16 protein-coding genes are annotated in these 19,837 nt (G+C 40.5%); 12 read left to right on the forward strand and 4 right to left on the reverse strand.

Annotated features, from left to right (window positions below; genetic code table 11):
• Positions 1–18 precede the first annotated feature (18 nt).
• Both ACWIUJ_RS02665 and ACWIUJ_RS02670 read left to right on the forward strand, forming a co-directional pair.
• Positions 19–5,157, forward strand: a complete 5,139-nt coding sequence (locus tag ACWIUJ_RS02665) for a S6 family peptidase (RefSeq protein ID WP_454168811.1) — start codon at positions 19–21, stop codon at positions 5,155–5,157.
• A 122-nt stretch (positions 5,158–5,279) separates the two neighbouring features.
• Positions 5,280–6,377 carry an NAD(P)-dependent alcohol dehydrogenase gene (locus tag ACWIUJ_RS02670; protein ID WP_454168813.1) on the forward strand — a complete coding sequence of 366 codons (1,098 nt, stop codon included), beginning with the start codon at positions 5,280–5,282 and terminating at the stop codon, positions 6,375–6,377.
• Positions 6,378–6,645: 268 nt separating this feature from the next.
• Here ACWIUJ_RS02670 and ACWIUJ_RS02675 read toward each other — a convergent pair whose 3' ends face one another.
• A complete protein-coding gene (locus tag ACWIUJ_RS02675; protein ID WP_454168815.1) occupies positions 6,646–7,299 on the reverse strand; it encodes a hypothetical protein in 654 nt (217 codons plus the stop codon).
• Between the two features lie 63 nt (positions 7,300–7,362).
• Here ACWIUJ_RS02675 and ACWIUJ_RS02680 point away from each other — a divergent pair, with 63 nt between their 5' ends.
• From ACWIUJ_RS02680 to ACWIUJ_RS02710, 7 genes are all read left to right on the forward strand, one after another.
• Positions 7,363–7,506, forward strand: a complete 144-nt coding sequence (locus ACWIUJ_RS02680) for a hypothetical protein (protein WP_454168816.1) — start codon at positions 7,363–7,365, stop codon at positions 7,504–7,506.
• A gap of 20 nt (positions 7,507–7,526) precedes the next feature.
• The gene (locus ACWIUJ_RS02685) at positions 7,527–7,703 is read left to right on the forward strand and encodes a hypothetical protein (protein ID WP_454168817.1); all 177 of its coding nucleotides are present in this window, start codon (positions 7,527–7,529) and stop codon (positions 7,701–7,703) included.
• A gap of 44 nt (positions 7,704–7,747) precedes the next feature.
• Entirely contained in the window at positions 7,748–9,919 is a 2,172-nt protein-coding gene (locus ACWIUJ_RS02690) for a DNA methyltransferase (protein ID WP_454168819.1), read from the forward strand.
• A complete protein-coding gene (locus tag ACWIUJ_RS02695) occupies positions 9,912–12,497 on the forward strand; it encodes a DEAD/DEAH box helicase family protein (protein ID WP_454168821.1) in 2,586 nt (861 codons plus the stop codon). Before ACWIUJ_RS02690 ends, ACWIUJ_RS02695 begins: the two co-directional genes overlap by 8 nt.
• A 354-nt stretch (positions 12,498–12,851) precedes the next feature.
• Positions 12,852–13,235, forward strand: coding sequence for a hypothetical protein (locus tag ACWIUJ_RS02700; protein ID WP_454152301.1), 384 nt, complete (start codon positions 12,852–12,854; stop codon positions 13,233–13,235).
• Positions 13,236–13,246: 11 nt separating this feature from the next.
• The gene (locus ACWIUJ_RS02705; protein ID WP_454168822.1) at positions 13,247–14,011 is read left to right on the forward strand and encodes an SIMPL domain-containing protein; all 765 of its coding nucleotides are present in this window, start codon (positions 13,247–13,249) and stop codon (positions 14,009–14,011) included.
• Between the two features lie 19 nt (positions 14,012–14,030).
• The gene (locus tag ACWIUJ_RS02710; RefSeq protein WP_454168824.1) at positions 14,031–14,834 is read left to right on the forward strand and encodes a HesA/MoeB/ThiF family protein; all 804 of its coding nucleotides are present in this window, start codon (positions 14,031–14,033) and stop codon (positions 14,832–14,834) included.
• 36 nt (positions 14,835–14,870) lie between these two features.
• On the opposite strand, the gene ACWIUJ_RS02715 is transcribed toward ACWIUJ_RS02710, so the two are convergent.
• On the reverse strand, positions 14,871–15,563 hold the full coding sequence (locus ACWIUJ_RS02715; protein WP_454151984.1) for a hypothetical protein: 693 nt from the start codon (positions 15,561–15,563) through the stop codon (positions 14,871–14,873).
• A 103-nt stretch (positions 15,564–15,666) separates the two neighbouring features.
• On the opposite strand from ACWIUJ_RS02715, the gene ACWIUJ_RS02720 reads away from it, so the two are divergent.
• Positions 15,667–16,335, forward strand: a complete 669-nt coding sequence (locus ACWIUJ_RS02720) for a YggS family pyridoxal phosphate-dependent enzyme (RefSeq protein WP_454168825.1) — start codon at positions 15,667–15,669, stop codon at positions 16,333–16,335.
• Between the two features lie 91 nt (positions 16,336–16,426).
• Positions 16,427–17,641: a phosphoglycerate kinase gene (locus ACWIUJ_RS02725; RefSeq protein WP_454151983.1), complete on the forward strand. Its 1,215-nt coding sequence runs from the start codon at positions 16,427–16,429 to the stop codon at positions 17,639–17,641.
• 166 nt (positions 17,642–17,807) lie between these two features.
• Here the strand turns inward: ACWIUJ_RS02725 and ACWIUJ_RS02730 are convergent, their stop codons facing one another.
• The gene (locus tag ACWIUJ_RS02730; RefSeq protein ID WP_454168826.1) at positions 17,808–18,359 is read right to left on the reverse strand and encodes a Fe-S-containing hydro-lyase; all 552 of its coding nucleotides are present in this window, start codon (positions 18,357–18,359) and stop codon (positions 17,808–17,810) included.
• 10 nt (positions 18,360–18,369) lie between these two features.
• Positions 18,370–19,215: a fumarate hydratase gene (locus ACWIUJ_RS02735; protein WP_454168828.1), complete on the reverse strand. Its 846-nt coding sequence runs from the start codon at positions 19,213–19,215 to the stop codon at positions 18,370–18,372.
• A gap of 233 nt (positions 19,216–19,448) precedes the next feature.
• On the opposite strand from ACWIUJ_RS02735, the gene ACWIUJ_RS02740 reads away from it, so the two are divergent.
• Positions 19,449–19,676, forward strand: a complete 228-nt coding sequence (locus ACWIUJ_RS02740; protein WP_454168830.1) for a hypothetical protein — start codon at positions 19,449–19,451, stop codon at positions 19,674–19,676.
• Positions 19,677–19,837: the final 161 nt, after the last annotated feature.

A 19,837-nucleotide genomic window follows, 5' to 3' on the forward strand; every position in this document is an offset into this window, starting at 1 on the left:
TTAATGATTTGGAGAATAGTGCGTTTAAAAATAATGTTTTTTATGGATAATATCTCTAAAGTATTTCTTTTTTTACTCCTTTGTGTAAGCCTTAATGCCCAAAGCATAAATATCGGCAATTTTTACTACCGAGATTTTTTGGATTTTGGGCAAAATAAGGGGGTTTTCAAAGATAGCGCGCAAAATCCAAATGGAGTGCAAATCACGGGCAAAGATGGCACGATACTTACGATTCCACAAGCCCCAAATTTTTCTGCTTCGAGCAATAATGGCAATCTCACAGCAATAGGGCGCGGATTTGTCGTAACGGCAAATCATGTAAGTAGCCCAGAAAATCCAAATAGCAGTGATAATTTTCGTAAATGGGGGCTTAGCACATATACCCTAGCCAAGCAAGACGCGGGTGAAGATACCATACTTAGCGTTTCAAAGCCCTATGGGCGTGATGAAAAATTCCTGCGCTTTGATAAATACATTATCGAGGGGCAAGCAAGTATGCTAGACATCACAAATAGCACCAACACAAGCAATCCTACAAGCACAGCCCAAGAGAGCCAAAACTTAGAAAATTTTAAAAACACCATTAAGGGATTGGCAGATTCTAATGGCAATGTGTATGTGTATCAAGCAGGCTCAGGCGTCATCACTTTGCGAGGTGGCACTAGCGTGGATATTAGCAGATTAGATAATGGCGAGACAAAGGGCGGTGGCTTTGGGATTTTAAATGTGGATTCTAGCGCGTATTTGGACTTAGTCAAAGGCTATGCAAGCGGAGATTCTCGAGGGATTACCTTTACTTATAGCCCAAGTGGGGATTTTAACAACCGCATAACTTCAGGGGATAGCGGGAGTGGAATCTACGCCTTTGATAAAGCGAATAATAAATGGATTTTGCTAGGCGTAACTTCTCAATCCACCACGACAAATACTGCCTACATAGCCGCCGTGTCAAACAAAGAATTGCTTGATTTTCAAAAAAATTTTGAGCAAAAAATAACCCTAAGCGGTGGCACGCAAAGCATTAACGCTCTCAATTTACAACAAAACAAAGACATTATTTTTAGCGGTGGTGGGGCTATCCAAGTTGCAAACAATATCAATCGCAATATAAGTGGCTATGCGGGGGGATTTGTGTTTGAGGCTTCAAATGGCGCGAGTAGCACAAATCCCACCAAATACACTTTTAGCAATGCAAATAGCACAAATTATTATTTCAAAGGTTCAGGGCTTGATATAGGGCAAAATGTCGAAGTGGAGTGGAATCTGCGAAATGACAAAAATGACGCGCTCCACAAAATCGGGCAAGGCACGCTCATCATCAAAACAACTTACACGCCCGATACAAGTAATGGCGAAAATCTAGGCTACCTCAAAATCGGCGAGGGCAAAGTCATCTTTGACACGGACAAAAAGGCTTATGATGGCGTGTATATCACAAGCGGGCGAGGCGCGTTAGAATTAAAAAATGGCAAGGCAGAAGCAATCGGTGCGAGCAAAGATTCTAGCGTGGCAGGCACGGCAAGCGGTGCAAATTCCTACACATTATCGCAAAACAAATCTAGCGAAATGGGAATCTACTTTGGCAGTGGCGGAGGGGTGCTTGATTTGGGTGGCAATAGCTTAAAACTCAACACCATTGCAGCAAATGATAGTGGCGCGATTATCACAAATTCCACCAATAGCGCAAAATCCACGCTTGAAATTGAGGGCTTTGGCTATGATTCAAATGGCACAAAACAAAGCACAAAAGCCGATACGATTATCCACGCAAGCATTGGGGAATCTAGCGCAAATCAAGTCGCAAATATTGATATTATCCACAAAGGCGATAAAAACACGCAAAATACCCGCCCCCAAACCCCCTCCGCAGTGGATGGGGCTTTTCTAATTTTTGATGGGCATATCAATTCAAGTGGCACATTAAGCGCGGAAAACGCAAATATCGCACTGCAAGGGCACGCCACCACGCACGCGACAATAAGCGATACAAAAATCCGCGAGCAAATCAAAAACGCCGAAGCAGGCACGCATAAGGCAATGCCTGAGTATATGGATTTAAGCAAGCCCTCCACGGTTAGCCAGCCTGATTGGGATAATCGCTCCTTTACATTCTCAAATGGAATCGAACTAAAAAACGCAAATCTCGCACTTGGGCGCAATGCGAGTTTGCAAAGCGATATTAGCGCGGATTCTGCCTCTAGCATTACTTTTGGCGGTGGCGTGAAGCATTTTATCGACAACAAAGACGGCGCAAATATCAACGGCAGTGGCTTTGGGTATTATCAAAAAGTGGAGGGCGGGAATTTAAATTCCGAGCAACAAGCAATCGCCAATCAAAGCACGCATTACAAAGGCAAAATCACTGCAAATGGCGGGAGCATTCAATCAAGCATTTGGGATTTTAACGCAAGTTTGGATTTGAAAAATGGCACGAAACTCACAGCGGATTTTCTCACGCTAGATTCTACACACAATAGTGTGCGGTTGGATAATTCTAATGCTGTGGTGCAAAATCTCATCATTAAGGAGCTCAATAATCTTAATGCCTTTACCCTTACTAATAACGCGACTTTTGAAGTGCAAGATTCATTTTATTTTAATAACGCGAATTTTGATTTAGGCAGTTTGGATTTTAGTAATTTTACAAAGCCTGCCAATTATAATGTCGTGGCTTTTGGTGGTTCGCAAGTAAGTGGCACGAATGTGGCAATAAGAGATACTTTGTATTTGCGAGGCGTGGATTCACAAAACAACAATACCAAACTTCAATTAAGTGGGGATTTATCAGTGCAAAATGTAGATAGCGCGAAAGTGCAACTTGATGGCAAGGCGGAATTAAGCGCAAATAGCATTACTTTTAACAAAGTTAAAGAAGGAGTGTTAGCCTTAGATTCTGATTCTGTATTGACACTTAATGGCGCGCTTAAGGTGCAAGATTCTAAGTTACATATTGGGCTAAGTGGCAACAAAGGTTTTAACCTTAATACAAGTGGCACAAGTAGCGTTGTTTTTAAACTCCTCGATGAGCAAAGTGCAAACTTTAGTGGCAAAATCAGCGCGAGTGATTTTAGCGTGGTTGATACCACCGCGCTAGAATCTATCACCGCAACCGTGGAGCTAAGCGGGAGCGCAAATCTCACAGCGCGAAATATCACGCTTGATTCTACGCATAACGCTATCAACTTACAAGGCAATTCTATGCTCACTGCTATAAGCATTCACGCAAAGAATCTCACACAGCTAAACCTAAATGTCGCTCAAAATGCGACAGCAAATGTGGATAAGTTTATTTTTGAAAAGAGTAATATCACTAACCTAAACCAAGTAAGTCTCATTAGCCAAAATATTTCACTTCAATCAAGTAGTATTAGCGCAAATAATCTTGCGTTTAATTCTCTTAAAAATGCAAACCTCACACTTGATGCAACTTCTATGCTTAATATCGATAACTTAGATGTAAATAACACAACTCTCACACTGCACCTTGCAGATTCTCAAGCAAATGCGCGAGGTTTAGGCAAAATCAATTTGACTCATAGTAACATTTTTATCAATTCTTGGGATTTGGCAAATGCGACAAAGTTTATAAGCGATAGTAATTCGAGCATAAATTTTACCAATCTAAGTTATGCCCAAAATAACACACCAAAAAATATAGAATCGAGTGCCACTATAAGCGGGACTTTTTCGTTGCATAATGTCGGACAAATGACGCAAAACGCCAATCGTTTTGAAATGCTAAATTTTAACAAAAATCTTACTTTTGATGCGCAAAGCAACATTGTCATTGCTCTAGATTCTAGTGTGAGTAAGATAGATACAATGCTTACTCTTGGGAAGTATTACACCATCTTAAGCGCGCAAGAAATAAAAGACAATCGCATTGATAAGCGCGTAGAATTTAGCTTCGCTCCCTCTGTGGATGATGATAATAAACTTTTTGTGGTAAGTAAGTTTGAGAATAACGCCCTTTTGGTAAAGTTTTTAGAATCTGACCCGCGCAGTTTTAGCGAGTTAAATAAGCATATTTCTAGCAAGTATAGCGAGATTTTAAAGGTGCTAATAGAGCACAATCCCAATGATATTGCCATTGATACGGCTGCTAAAACTGATGATTACGCGCCTTTGCAATCAAGTTTAAAACAAATAGATTCTACAATGCACGATTTGGCGAATAGCGCATCTTTAGGCGAGCAGATTCTCTTTAGTAATAATTTTGTCATAAACACACGCATAGCTCAAGTGCGACTCACGCAAGCAGATAAAATACACAATCTTCGTTTTGCAAACAATGACGAAAATGCGTTGTATAAGCAAATTTCAAGGAGTGTGGCAAGTGATATAAGCTATGATTTCTCACAAGATGATGATTTGCATAATAATGTGTGGTTTAATGTTGGCGGTGGATATTTTGGCGGTGGAGATTCAAACTCTGTGTTTGCTAGCACAAATGTGGGGTATGATAGATTGAGTAAGTTTGGTTCTATTGATATGCTCTTTGGCGTTATGGCTGGATTTGGGAGCAATCAATCAACATTCCAATCATTTCATAATAATGCAAGATTTTATAATGTGGGATTATACGCTCACAGCATTATAGGGGCTAATGAAGTGCAAAGCAATCTTAATGCAAATATATTGCAAAACAATAAAGCAATCCAATCGAGCGCACAGCAAGACGATAATCTTTCGTTTAATGGCTTGCTTAGCGTGTATTATAAGCGCGTTTTTGTGCTTGCTCCACTAGGAGGGTTTAAGCAAAATATAAAGCCTGTGGCACTTCTAGGCGTGGGAGTAAATAATATAGGCAACCACATTATGACTACTTATAAGCAAGAGAGCTATAACAATATAAGTGCGGAAATCGGTGCAGGCGTGCAATACACACTGCGCAAAGATACAAACTTTTATAGCGTGGAGATTCTTATGCGCCACAATGTATATCATTCAAACGATAGGGTATTTGTGAGTTTGGCAAACGCACAAAGTTTCATTGGATACACTTTGGAGCATCGCAAAAGTTCGCTTGAATTTAACTTTATAGGTTCGCACGCTCTCACACAATCTCTTTATATACAATACGGCGTGCTTGGGCTTGTGGATATGGGACTTGGCTATGGGATTAAAGGCGATATGAAAATAGGATATAGATTCTAATTTTTGCAAAAATTTTAACAAAACCCTTGACTTAGAGTTGCTATCAGGTTTTATAATTGCGTTTTTAGATTTCTACACAGCTTAGAATCTAAAAATATATTTAAATTTTTAAAGGAGCAACAATGTTACTAGAATCTAATCTCACCGAAGCAAAAGAAGGTAAGCGCATAAGCGCAAAAGGTTTCGCCGTAGCGCATAAAAGCGATAGTTTCAAACCATTTAGCTTTAATCGACACGCGCTAGGGCAGGGCGATATTTTGATAGAGATTCTCTATGCGGGAATCTGCCACAGCGACATTCACTCCGCACGAAGCGAGTGGAGAGAGGGAATCTACCCAATGGTGCCCGGGCACGAAATCGCAGGGCGCGTAGTGGCGATAGGTAGCGGGGTAAAAAAATTCAAAGTCGGCGATTACGCAGGGGTGGGCTGTATGGTAAATGCGTGTGGCAAATGCGAGGCGTGTAAAAAATCCCAAGAGCAGTTTTGCCAGAGCGGCGCGGTTTTTACTTATGATTGTATCGATAGATTCCACGACAATGCGCCTACTTTTGGCGGATATAGCAACAATATCGTAGTAAGCGAGGATTTTGCCGTTGTCGTGCCAAAAGACGCGCCGCTAGATAAAGTCGCGCCATTGCTTTGCGCGGGGATTACGACTTATTCGCCACTGAAATTTAGCAAAGTAAGCAAGGGCAAAAAAGTCGGCGTAGCGGGATTTGGCGGACTTGGCGTAATGGCGTTAAAATACGCGATTGAAATGGGCGCGGAAGTGAGCGTGTTTGCACGAAACAAAAATAAAGAGCAAGACGCGCTAAAAATTGGCGCAAAGGCACTCTACACGACTGACAATCTCGCGCAAGTCAAAGAGCGATTTGATGTCATCATCTCTACGATTCCCACAAAATACGAGCCTATGGAGTATGTGAATCTTTTGGCGTATGGCGGGGAATTTTGCGTGGTGGGATTGCCACCTAGCGAGGTAATGCCAAACATTAGCCTCTCTTCGCTTGTCTTTGCGGGGCATAAGCGCGTGTATGGCTCGGTAATCGGCGGAATGAAAGAAACGCAAGAAATGCTAGATTTTAGTTTGAAACACGGCATTTACCCCGAGACTGAAATCATTAACGCGAGTGAAAGCGCAATCGATGAGGCATATCATAAGCTCACCACAGGGAAGGCGAAGTTTAGGTATGTAATCGATATGGGGACATTAAAATAGCGCGTTTGTCTCTTTGACGATTTCGCGGGATTCTTCGCGCTCAAGCACTCAATAGACGCTTTAGTCTTATTTCGTGCTTTCACGCTTAAAAAACCCACGAAATCGCCTAAAGATACTTCCGCGCAAGTCGCTTGTATTTTTTTGCAACTACTTCGATTGTGATTTGCGTTGCGAATCAAAAATCAAAATTTTTGTCATTGCGAGGCGAATCGTAGATTCGCCAAAGCAATCTAAATCACACGAATCTAAAAGATTTTGTGCGTAATTTTCACTCCAAAAAGCTCTTTAGATTCTCATAATCCTTGCTTTCAAGCACTTTTTTAAATTTAGCAAAGTCGCTTTTAGCTTTAGCATAGTTTGCTTTGTAGGCGGGGCTTTCATCATCGACATAGCTTAAAATTTGCAAGCCATAAAAATACAAGGCTATGCTACTTGTGGGCGTATCATCATCTAGCCACATAGGGAAGCCAAGATAGCGCAAACCGCTTAACGCCTCTTCAAAATACCTATCCCTTAACTCCCCGCTACTTATCAAAGCAAGGCTTAAATAATCTATGCCATAATGTAGCCCCGCTAACTGCTCTAATTCAAATTCTTCTGGCTCAAATTCTTTTTCTACTGCGCAGGGTTCAAGTTTAGAGCAAGATTCTAAAATGCTTTGTTTGAGCGTTAGCATTTGCGCTTTGTCGGGCTTTTTGGCAAGTTCGTAGGCTTTTTTAAGTTTAGCGATTTTTTCATCGCTTGTTTTTTTGTAGTAGTCATTAGCATTGTGAAGCCGATATTCGCCGTCTTTGTAAATGACACTGAGGGCATTTTCAAGCAAGGTTGGCGTGAGTTTGTCGGGCGATTTTGCGCCATCGCTTAGATTTTGCGCGAAATCAACTGGCTTTTTTGCTTTATCACTTATGGGCTTTGAATCCAAATCAATGCAATTTGCGGTGATTTGGTGGCTTTTGTGCTAAATTGTGCGAGATTTTAGGATTCTTTGAAAGATTTTTGCGTGATTTTGGCAAACCTCGTAGCGTGCAAAATCACACAAATTACGCTACAATGCTACGAAATTTTGCTTTTTAAAGATTATTGTTTTATAAAACTTGCTAGAATCTGCGACTTTAACGCAAAATCATAAAATCACAAAAAGGAATACTAATGCCACAAAATCCACAAAGCCACGAGCAAGACAACGCAGGAAGCGCACAAAATCCACAAAGCCACCAAGACAACGAAGCTAGTCAAAATGCCACACGAGGCGCAAAAACGCTAACCATTCTCAAAGACTCGACACACACACACACACACACACACACACTAAAAACCAAAATCTAGATTCTGACAATTCCTTACAATCCATAGAGCGCGAATTTGGCTCTTTGCAAGAGGCAAAACTCCGTGCGCTTGATAATGATTCGCAATTACTTACATTTTTGCTTGAAAATCCTACGCTTAAAGCGCGGTTTTTCACGCCCATAAACGAATCGCTTATCTTTGACAAAGAAGCGTTTTTAGATTTTCTCAAACTTCGCATTTTAGATTCAAGCTACACAAGATTTGCAAACAAAATCGGGCTTATGATTCACGCTCACACGGGCGCGAAGTTGCTAAAAAGCGATAGCCATATCGTGCTAAATTTCCCCTATAAAGATTGCATTTTAAAAGGTGCGCAAAGCAAAGATGAGGACAAAAGCAACGAAATATTTTTCAATGAGATTTTGGGTAGCGATGAAATTGATTTTTTGCTAAAACCAAAGGCATTGCAAAATTTTGAGCTTATCACTTCGTCATTGCGAGGGAGCGAAGCGACCGAAGCAATCCAAAAAAATAAAATAGATTGCCACGAATCCGCTAACGCGGATTCTCGCAATGACAAAAGCTTAAAATCCATATTGCAAAATAAACCAAATTTTTTGATTAAAGGCAATAATTTACTCGCCCTCCACACGCTAAAATCGCGCAAAGATATTTACGGGCAAGTAAAGCTCATCTATATCGACCCGCCCTATAATACGGGCAATGATAGCTTTAACTACAACGATAGATTTAACCACAGCGCGTGGCTTGTGTTTATGAAAAATCGCCTTGAAATTGCGCGGGAGTTTTTACGCGAAGATGGCGTGATTTTCATTCAATGCGATGATAACGAACAGGCGTATTTAAAAGTTTTAATGGATGAGATTTTTGGGAGAGAGAATTTTGTGGGTTGTATAACTTGGCATAGAAAACGGGGCAAAGATAACTCCGCTAAATTTTTAAGTCGAGTTAGTGAATATATTTTGGTATATGCAAAGCAAATTTCGGATTTAAATTTTGGTAGAACCGAACTTGATGATTCGACATTAGCTCAATATACGAATCCAGACAATGATTCGCGTGGAAATTATAGAAAATTAGCTTTGTGGCGTAGGCGTGGGCAAGGCGGAAGCAAAGAATATGCTTTTACGACAAAAGATGGCATAACTTTAAAATCTCGTGCTTGGCTTTGTAGCGAAACTACAATGCAAGAACTAGACAGAGACGACAAGCTAGTTGTTATAGGCGATAATCTTTATAGAAAATTATTTTTGAGCGAACACGAAGGAAGTATCCCTGAAACAATTTGGACAAATTTATCAAATACTGCAAACGCAAAAGACGAAATTAAATCATTGTTTTTAGAAAATAAAAACTTGAAAACCGATGAAGAATCAAATTTATTTGCCACACCAAAACCCGAAGCATTATTAAAACGAATCATTGAAATATCCACAAAAGAAAATGATTTGGTAATGGATTTTTTTGCGGGAAGTGGGACGACTTGCGCGGTGGCGCATAAAATGAAACGGCGTTGGGTAGGCATAGAGCAAATGGACTATGTAGAGTCAATCACAAAAGAACGACTTATCAAAGTCATAAACGGCGAACAAGGCGGAATCTCAAAAGCTGTGGCTTGGAATCCAAATTCTCAAATTTCCCCCTCCCTTGCGGAGGGGGATACAGGGGGTGGGTATAAAAATGCCAAAGATTCTAAAAACGCTAAATTTGCAAATGCAGAATCTACCCACCCCCTAGCCCCCTCCGCAAGGGAGGGGGAACAAAGGGCGAATCCCTCCGCAAGGGAGGGGGAACAAAATCTTTGTCATACTGAGGGCGAAGCCCGAAGTATCTCAAATGATAGTAAAGAGATTTTTCGCTACGCTCAAAATGACAATAAAGAAGTGGCTCGCAATGACAATGTAAAAAATGAATTTATCTACTTTGAGTTAATGCCACTTAATGCGCTGTATAAAGCGCGAATCTTAGAATCTAACAATGAAAATGAATTAGCACAAATCTACAAAGAATTGCAAGAAAAGGCATTTGTGGATTATCGCGTGGATAAAACATTGCCAAAAGATAGCGACTTTGAAGCGTTGAATCTCAATGATAAAAAGCGGATTTTGTATGAGATTTTGGACTCAAATATGGATTATGTAGTTTATAGCGATATAGAGGACGCAATCTATGGCGTGGATAGCGAGACGATAGAGCTAAATAGGGCGTTTTATAAAGGTGGCAAAAATGAATAGCCAAAATCTAAGCACCGAGCTACAATCCGCGCTAAAATACGCACAAAATATAGAAATCCCCGCATATATCACGGGCAATCTCTCTAAAACATTGCGACAATATCAAATCCAAGCCTTAAAGCACTATCTCTTGCAAAGGCAAAATCCGCGCACAAATCATTTAATGTTTAATATGGCAACAGGCAGTGGCAAAACGCTCATAATGGCTGCCCTAATGCTAGAATGCTACAAGCAAGGCTTTAGAAACTTTGTGTTTTTTGTCAATAGCAGCAATATTTTAGAAAAAACAAAGAGCAACTTTTGCGATGAGAGAAGTGAGAAATATCTCTTTGCGCGTGAGATTGTCATAGAAAATCAAAAGGTTGAAATAAATGCGGTTGAGAGTTTGGGCGAATGTAAAGAAAATGCGATAAATGTGTATTTTAACACGATTCAAGGGCTGTATAATCTTTTTACGCAAGAGAGAGAAAACGCGCTAACTCTGCAAGATTTGCGTCATCAAAAAATCGTGTTTTTAGCCGATGAAGCGCACCATCTAAACGCAAACACAAAAAGCGATGAAAATGAGAGAGGCTGGGAAAATATCGTGCAAAAGGCATTTAGCGCAAATGCGGAAAATTTGCTTTTAGAATTTAGCGCGACAATCCCAAAATTTGAATCCGTGCTAGAAAAATATAGCGATAAAATCGTATATGAATATGCTTTGAAGCAATTTCATAATGATGGATTTAGCAAGAAAATTTATTTGCTCAAATACAATGGATTAGAGATTAGTGAGCGGTTTTTGGGGAGCGTGATTTTAAATATTTATCGAATGCTTTTGGCAAAACAAAATGGCATTTTTTTAAAGCCTGTGATTTTGTATAAAAGCAAGACAATTAACGAATCTTTGGCAAATGAAGAGGCGTTTTTGGAGTTTATCGCCAATCTTGATTCTACGCAAGTGGCGGAATTTATCGAAAATTATGCGAATCTCTCAAAAAGTGATGATGATGAAATCGTGCTTTTTAGGCAAGTGCGAGAGTTTTTTGAAGCGCAAAAAATCACAAGTCAAAATCTTTGCTTTATGATAAAAGAGCTTTTTTCACCCGCGCACATTATCAACGCAAACAATGACAAAGATATAGAAAATCAGCAAATGTTGCTAAATAGTTTGGAATCAAAAAATAATGAGATTCGCGTAATTTTTGCGGTGGATAAGCTAAATGAGGGCTGGGATGTGCTAAATCTCTTTGACATTGTCCGCCTAAATAAAGGCGCGATAAAAGAGACGACAAAAGAAGCGCAACTAATTGGGCGCGGGGCGCGATACTATCCCTTTGTGCTACAATCGCAAGTAACGCAATCTGGCGCGATTAGTGATTATGAGTTTCGGCGAAAATTTGATAATGAGAGAGTGCCTTTGAAAGCATTAGAGATTTTGGCTTACCACGCGGCAAGTGAAAATGAATTTATAAACCGACTAAATAGCGAGCTAGTCAATATGGGACTGCGACAGAGTAAGCAAAAAAATATCGTGCTACGCGTGAAAAAGGACATAATGCAAAGTGAATTTTATAAGCAAGCGTATTTTGCTACTAATTCGCGCTATAAAGTTTCAAGTAAAAATACGCTTTTTTCTAGCGAAATCGTGCGTAAAATCGTGGCTAAAAGCAACTTTTTAGAAGTGCCATTATGTAACGCAAAAGGCGTTCAAGAGGAAAATCTAATGAAAGAGAATCTAACGGGCGAAAATATAAGCAACGATGATTTTAGCACAGATTTTGGAGAGACATATAAAGAGATACAATTTAGCGATTTATCGCAACGCGTGATATTAAAGGCTATGAATATATTGGATTATAATTTTGCCTTTTTGTCGCGAAACTTTGAGATAGAATCTAAACGCGAATTTATCGCTAAATATCTCAATCTCACGCTCAAACTTCACCCGCGACAAACTTTGGATAATCCGCGCACGGAGCTACAAATCGCGCTTTTTGTGCTAGAAAAATTTGGCGAGGGTGTGAGGAAATATTTGGATTCGTATCGTGTGGGGGAATGGAGTGTAAAACCGCTAAAAATCATCGGTGATAAAGAAATAACGCGCAATTTGGACGCGGAAGTGGAAAATTTTAGCAAATATGAGTGGTTTTACTTTGATAAATTTAGCGGGACTACATTAGAGAGAGCATTTTTGGAGTTTATCGAATCTAAAAAAGAGCTAATAAATGCACATTTTAAAGAATGGCTAATCGTGCGAAATGAGCGATTTAGCGAACTTGCAATTTATGATGATAGAGAATTGCTAGAAAATGGGGAGGAAAATGCAAATTATGCGGAGAGATTTGAGCCAGATTTTTATTTTTTAGGCAAAAGGGCGGGGGATAATCGTGTGATAATGCAATGTATCATCGAGCCAAAAGGCGAGCATTTAGTATTAAATGATAAATGGAAAGAGGAATTTTTGGCAACGCTGATTGATAAAAAGCCTATTGATTATAAGGACATTAGCGTGAAAATGCACGGAATGCCCTTTTTTGTAGCTAAAAGTGCGGAATTTAGAGAAAAATTTGAAGTGTTTATACGCAATACATAAGCGCGGGACAACACAAAAAATGTGGCAAAACAAAAAATGTGGCAAATGGTAGTCAAAATCTCATTTTGCTAAATTGTTGCCACCAAAAAAGCTAGATAAGAAACGCTAGACAAAAAAACGCTAGACAAGAAAAGATAGATAAGAAAACACTAGACGAGAAACGCTACGCGTGAAAATCTACGCGTGAAAAAAGGAATGCAAGCAAATAGACTAAATCTTATGGTAGTGTGCGTGAGCGATTTAACGCACTTGGCAACATAGCGTGGGCGATATACGCATTTGTGAGATTTTACAAGGCTACTTCATAAACATATAGTATAATAGCGATTTTCTAATTTTCATAAGGAGAATCTCTTGCTAGGATTTATGAGTTTTGACTTTGAATGCGAGGTGTGTAAAAAGTTGGTTAATAAAACACCCTATAAACTCTCAATGTCGCAACATATCACTAATGGTGGAATCATAGAATGCAAAGAATGCAAAGCGCGCTATAAATCAAAATTTCGCACTTCGTTTTTATACGATACGATTGGACTTGGTAGCGTATTTGTAGTCGCATTGTGTATTTTGTGGATTATTTATATGATGAATTATAGTAAAAATGTCGATTCTATAATATTGCCTGCGGTGCTTGGCATTGTCGGGTGTATGGTGATACAAGTGATTTTTGGCGCACTTATGAGCTTTTTTACCCCTGTGCGAAAGATTGGAGCAGGCGATAAAATTGATATTAAATAAAAGGATTAAAAATGTCGTTTCTTAAAACTTGTGCTTCTGTGGTTTTTGGACTGGTGTTGTTTGCGTGTGGAATGCTGTTTTATGTATTTGTGCTGGATAATAAATATTTTGGTAATCCACCGTTGCAAATAAATTATACAATCTCGGTAAATGGCTCTAAGACACCGACACATTATTCTGCTAATCCCGTATTTTCAAGTGCTTCGCTTCTAAAAATGCCAACGCTAACTCTCCAAGATAAGACTATTATTGCCTCTGGTTTTAAAATTATTTCACAGCGATTTGAGCAAAGCAAACTTTGCAAGGGTGGGAGCTACTCAATAACACCGCTCACCAAATACGACCAAGAGAGTCAATCAAACCAAGTGTATGGGCAAAATTTTCACGCTGAGTTTTCTTGCGAGTTTGATAAAGCACAATTTGAAGAGTATGAGAAACTTTTAAACGAAGCAGGCGCACTAGCAAATGAAATGGGATACTTTACTTTGCAAATCCCAAAAGTGCGTCCAATAGTCAAAAACGAACAGCAAAACGAGATAGATTCCGAGCTTAAAGGCGCGTTGATTGAGCAGGCGAAGCAAAGTGTGGAAGTATATCAAAAAAGCCTTAGTAAAATATGTAAGATTGAGCGTATTGATATAAACGACTCGCACGCATATCCTAAGGTCGCACTAATGCGAAGTGTAGAGACACAAAGCATAGATTCAAGCGCATTGCCCATAGAATCTAGCGAGGAATTTAGCCTTAGCGCGCAAGTCTCGTTGCGTTGCAAATAATTACAAGCGGTAGTAGCGTATGTTGGCGTTTAATGATGAGGAGCTTAAGCGATATTCGCGTCATTTGGTGCTACAAAATGTCGGCATAGAGGGTCAAAAAAAGATTTCACAAGCAAAGGTTTTGGTTGTTGGTGCGGGTGGGCTTGGCTCACCTGTATCGCTCTATCTTACTGCCGCTGGGGTAGGGGAGATTGGAATCATTGATGATGATAGCATTGATTTAAGCAACTTGCAACGCCAAATTATCCACACTACTGCCGAAGTGGGCACACCAAAGGTCCAAAGCGCACTAAAAAAGCTCAATGCGCTCAATCCTCATACCAAAATCACTCCCTATCATTGCCGATTAGACGCGAGTAATGCCTTAGAGATTGTGGAGCATTATGATGTGGTTGTCGATGGGACGGATAATTTTGGGACAAAGTTCCTTGTCAATGATGCGTGTGTGCTCGCGCAAAAGCCACTTTGCTACGGGGGAATCTTACGCTTTAGCGGACAAGTGATGAGTATAAAGCCTAAGGAAAGCGCGTGTTATGCGTGCGTGTTTGACTCTCCACCACCTCCAGATTCTGTGCCGAGTTGCTCTTCTGCTGGTGTGCTTGGTGCGATAGCTGGCACGATAGGGAGCATTCAAGCCTTAGAAGTGCTAAAAATCATCATTGGCGTGGGCGAGCCACTCTTTGATAAAATCTTAAGCATTGACGCGCTTAGTATGGAGTTTCGCAAGGTAAAAATAAGCAAAAATCCTCAATGTCGCGTGTGTGGAACAAATGGAATCACAGAGCTAAAAGATTACGAGCAGGCTTCGTGCTGGGAATTGTAGTCCTTAGCCGTTTCATTATCCTTGGCTATATTATGTTTAAAAGAGTGTGTCGCTTAGCACGCGGATACCCACACTAGCAAACGCGCCATTTTTCCCAAATGGCGTGATAAAGTCATTGCCATAAGTGCAGTCGATTTGAAGTTTGTCTTTTTTAAGCCAGATTCTCACGCCAAGCTGATAGCTCGCCCTCCTGCCTTGCTCATAGAATGCCTCTCCTATAAACCAAAAATGCTCGCTATGGTCATATTCCACGCCAAAGCCCGTGTAATAAAGTCTTTGCGAATAGGCGAGATTTTGGAGTTTGTAGCCTATATTAGCGTGCAAAAAGAGCTGATTTTCTAACAATGATTTGCTTGCAATCCCATACGCATAAAGCTCTTTGTTTGTATCTAAAATCCTGCCTGAACGCATATTGCCAAGACTAAGACCAAAGCTATACCCATCTTGCTCTAAATCCAAAAAGACCTTTTTAAGTGTGAAAATCATCGCAGGCGTAAGCACAGAATCTGCGTAATCCACATTTCCACCCACAGAAATTTCGGTGTTTAAAAATAAATTACACGCGGGCATTGCGTAATATTCTAAGCTCTGTCCTGTGCGTATCCACGATTCTATCTGGCAGGAGTGTTCATCGACTACGCGTCCATCATCAGTGTTCATAGGGCGCGCACCAAAGCACACAGAGTGAGTGATTGCAAGCAATAAAAGAAACTTCCACAACCTTTTCATAAGTGCAATTATAGCCAAAACACGAAAGATATTAAACAAAACGCCCTACAATCTCACATATTAAGAGAAATTTGCCAGAAAAAATATGATAAGCGAGGACAAAATGGATTATACAAGTAATTTTAAGCACATATACGCGCAAATCGCAAAATCTAAAAGCCTTTATAATTGCTCTTATCCCATTGAAGTCATCGCTGTGAGTAAGTATCAAGGCATAGAGCAGATTAAAGCTCTGCATAAATGCGGGCAAGTCGCTTTTGGTGAAAATAAAGTCCAAGATTTAAAGATTAAATGCAACGCCTTAGAATCGCTTCATTTGCAATGGCATTTTATCGGCACTTTGCAAGAAAACAAAATCAACGCACTTATCGCACTAAAGCCTGCGCTTTTGCATTCGCTAGATTCCCTAAAGCTCGCATACGCATTGCAAAAACGATTAGAATCTAAGGGGCAAACAATGCGCGCATTGCTTCAGCTTAATACTTCTTTTGAGCAAAGTAAAAGTGGTGTATATCCAAATGAAGCCATTAGTGTGTATAGACAGATTGCGCGTGAGTGTCAAAACATACAGCTACAAGGCATTATGACGATTGGAGCGCATACAAATAAGCGTGAGGCAATCAAGCGGAGTTTTGAGATTGCGAAAGAAATCTTTGATACACTTCAAGGCGATGGAGCGGAGATTCTCTCAATGGGAATGAGCGGGGATTTTGATATTGCTATTGAGTGTGGGGCGACTATGTTGCGCATTGGCTCGAAGTTTTTTGCTTAAAGAAGCGAATACCAAAGGAAGTAAAGAAGTTGTTTGTAAATAGTGTAAAAAAATACAATAAAATACTAAGAAAATTTTTGAGGAGAGAGCAATGAATAAAATCGCTGGAATCGAGTTAATGCAAAAAGTCAAAAGTGTGCGTGATATTGAATTGCAGGGCAAGCGAGTGTTGATTAGGGTGGATTTTAATGTGCCTATGGATGAGGATTTTGACATTTCTGATGATACGAGAATCCGCGAGGCATTGCCTACGATAAACTACTGCATTGATAATGGCGCAAAAAACATTACACTTATTAGCCATTTAGGTCGTCCCAATGGCAATGACCCAAAATTTTCACTCAAACATATTTTAAAACGCGTGGAGCGACTGCTTGGCAAGGATATTGCCTTTGCTGATAGCATAGATTCTATACAATCTTTACAAGAAAGCATTGCTACACCAAATGCGGTGATTTTGTGTGAGAATATCCGTTATGAAGAGGGCGAGGAGCAAAATAGCGATGAACTTTCGCGCGATTTAGGGAATCTGTGTGATGTGTATATCAATGATGCCTTTGGGACAAGCCACAGAGCGCACGCTAGCACTTATGGTATCACTAAGTTTGCTAAGGAAAAAGTAGCGGGACTCTTGCTTAAAAAAGAAATCGATTCATTTGCTAAAGCCCTCTCAAATCCGCTTAAGCCCGTGCTTCTTATCGTAGGAGGGAGCAAGGTGAGCTCTAAACTCACACTGCTGTATAACATTTTAGATTCCATTGATAAGATTATAATTGGTGGAGCGATGAGTAATACTTTCCTCAAAGCACGCGGGTTTGATATGCAAAAATCCTTAGTCGAAGATGACTTAGTGGCGGAAGCACGCAAGATTTTAGATACTGCAAAGCAAAAGGGTGTAAAAATTTATCTCCCCGTAGATGTCGTAAGCACTGATGATATAAAGCAACATCAGCATATCAAAATCACGCCAGCCCAAGATATACCAGAGAATTATATGGCGGTGGATATGGGACCTGCGACCACGAGACTTTTTAGCGAAGTGGTGCGTGATAGTCAAACTATCATTTGGAATGGACCACTTGGAATCTACGAAATAGCCTCATTTTCTCGTGGGACATTTAGTCTTGCGCACGCTGTGAGCGATACTTATGCTTTTAGTCTTATTGGTGGTGGCGATACTGCAGATGCGATTGATAAGGCTGGCGAGCGAGATAATATGAGTTTTATCTCCACAGGTGGTGGGGCAAGCTTAGAGCTCCTTGAGGGCAAGGTCTTGCCCGCCTTTGCTGTGCTAGATAAAAAATAAAGTTTATGGCTATAATACCAAATCTACAAATAAACGAAGAATCCACAAGCTATCTAAGGCGAATCAAACAATGGATATTTTTTGTGGGTTTAAGTTTTATCAAGTGGGGGGAATCTTGTGAGAAATCCGACTTATAATGCCACTACTCACTAGCAATCCCCATAAACTACGCTCTTTTATACTTTGCTTGTCCGATTTCATAGAAATTTGTCCCTTTGCTATCGATTGCCACGATAGCGGGTAAATCCACTACTTCAAGCCTCGCAATCGCTTCAGGTCCTAGCTCTGGGTAGGCTAGCACTTCGTATTTTTTGATACTTTGTGCGATGAGCGCGCCCGCACCCCCGATAGCCACCATATACACGACTTTGTGCTTGATTATGGCGTCAATTACGGCTTGGTTGCGATAGCCTTTGCCTATCATACCGCTTATGCCTAGCTCCATTGTAAGCGGTGTGTATTTATCCATTCGCCCGCTTGTCGTAGGTCCCGCTGCGCCGATGACTTCGCCGGGCTTAGCGGGACTTGGTCCCATATAGTAGATGGTTTGATTTGTCAAATCCACAGGGGGCTTCTCGCCATTTTGGACGACTTCAAAAAGCCTTTTGTGCGCGGCGTCTCTGGCTACTAAAATCTGCCCTGTGATTAGGACATTATCCCCCGCCTTTAAGTGTGCTACTTCCTCTTTTGTGAATGGTGCTTTGATTTTGATTTCCATAGTATCCCCCTTATAGTTCGATGTCCGCGTGTCTTGCGGCGTGGCAGTTGATATTGATTGCTACAGGAAGCCCTGCTATGTGCGTAGGATACCATTCGACATTCACCGCAAACGCCGTTGTATTGCCTCCAAGCCCTTGTGGTCCCACGCCTGAGCTATTTGCGATTTCTAGCAGTTCGTCCTCTAGCTTTGCGTATCGTTCATCTTTATTGTGGCTACCCACTTCGCGCACGGCAGCTTCTTTGGCAAGCATTGCGGCTTTTTCCATAGTCCCGCCGATTCCCACGCCAATCACCATAGGCGGACAAGAATTTGGTCCTGCGAGATTCACCGCTTCGGTAAAGACTTTTTTCACGCCCTCGATTCCATCGGCTGGGACAAGCATTTTGAGTATGCTTTTATTTTCGCTACCAAAGCCCTTTGCAGCCATTTTTAGTTTGAGTTTATCGCCTTTTACGATGCGCGTGTGGATTATTGCTGGGGTGTTGTTTGTGGTGTTTTTGCGCTCAAAGAGTGGCTCAGCTACGGCACTTTTGCGCAAGTAGCCATTGACATAGCCATTTTTCACGCCCTCATTGATAGCGTCCTCGATATATCCGCCTGTGATTCTCACATCTTGCCCGATTTCGACAAACACCACCGCTAAGCCCGTATCTTGGCAAATCGGCACTAGCGTTTGCTCTGAAATCTTGCCATTTTCGACAAGTTTGCCTAGTATGCTTTGCCCTAGTGGCGAAGTCTCTCTCTCTTGGGCTTTTTTAAACGCCGCCTTTATGTCATCTGTCTGCACACAGCACGCCTGAATGCAGAGCTTCTCCACGCTTTGTGCGATTGTGGCACAATCAATTTCTCTCATTTTTGCCTCCTAATTAGTTGTTGTGGAATGGCAAAATGGTAGCATATTATTTTGGCAAAAACGCTAAAAACTTGTAATTTTTTATCAATACGCGTATAAAATGAGAATGTTTCAAGCAATACCTCTCAACAAATCCATACAAAGATTTACCCAACATATTTTTAAAGAGCATAAAATCGTAGAAAGATTTTCATAAAATGGGTTAGAATGAGATTTTCTAAAAGGATTGCTTCGTGCAAAATAAAAAACTCTTGCGCAAGCTAGATAAGAGAATCTTTGATGAAATAAGGGCAGACATTGATAAAACAATTAACGAACCATATATGGTTACAAATGTATGCTTTAATAGATATTACGATGGTAATGGCATATATTACGGCAGATACGATATAGAAAGCGTATTAAAAAAATATTGCAACACTTGTGAAAAACCTAAGGCAGATGACAAAAGCAAGGAGTAAAAATGGGCTACATAGTAACTGCAACTTGCAATGGAGTAAGCACCTCTATCGAAGTGCAAAGACCGAATTTATCAAGCTTGGAAAAACAATATACCGATATTTCATTTTTGGCAAACTGACCCAAAATGCTCCATTACATAAAGTTAAATACAAGGATGCTC

Source organism: Helicobacter sp. 23-1046 (assembly GCF_053654635.1).

Excerpts from the sequence above, each read along its gene's own strand:
- ACWIUJ_RS02670 (WP_454168813.1), top strand. The coding sequence starts at position 5,280 with ATGTTACTAGAATCTAATCTCACCGAAGCAAAAGAAGGTAAGCGCATA.
- ACWIUJ_RS02685 (WP_454168817.1), top strand. The coding sequence starts at position 7,527 with ATGCCACAAAATCCACAAAGCCACGAGCAAGACAACGCAGGAAGCGCA.
- ACWIUJ_RS02695 (WP_454168821.1), top strand. The coding sequence starts at position 9,912 with ATGAATAGCCAAAATCTAAGCACCGAGCTACAATCCGCGCTAAAATAC.
- ACWIUJ_RS02705 (WP_454168822.1), top strand. The coding sequence starts at position 13,247 with ATGTCGTTTCTTAAAACTTGTGCTTCTGTGGTTTTTGGACTGGTGTTG.
- ACWIUJ_RS02710 (WP_454168824.1), top strand. The coding sequence starts at position 14,031 with ATGTTGGCGTTTAATGATGAGGAGCTTAAGCGATATTCGCGTCATTTG.
- ACWIUJ_RS02715 (WP_454151984.1), bottom strand. The coding sequence starts at position 15,563 with ATGAAAAGGTTGTGGAAGTTTCTTTTATTGCTTGCAATCACTCACTCT.
- ACWIUJ_RS02720 (WP_454168825.1), top strand. The coding sequence starts at position 15,667 with ATGGATTATACAAGTAATTTTAAGCACATATACGCGCAAATCGCAAAA.
- ACWIUJ_RS02725 (WP_454151983.1), top strand. The coding sequence starts at position 16,427 with ATGAATAAAATCGCTGGAATCGAGTTAATGCAAAAAGTCAAAAGTGTG.
- ACWIUJ_RS02730 (WP_454168826.1), bottom strand. The coding sequence starts at position 18,359 with ATGGAAATCAAAATCAAAGCACCATTCACAAAAGAGGAAGTAGCACAC.
- ACWIUJ_RS02735 (WP_454168828.1), bottom strand. The coding sequence starts at position 19,215 with ATGAGAGAAATTGATTGTGCCACAATCGCACAAAGCGTGGAGAAGCTC.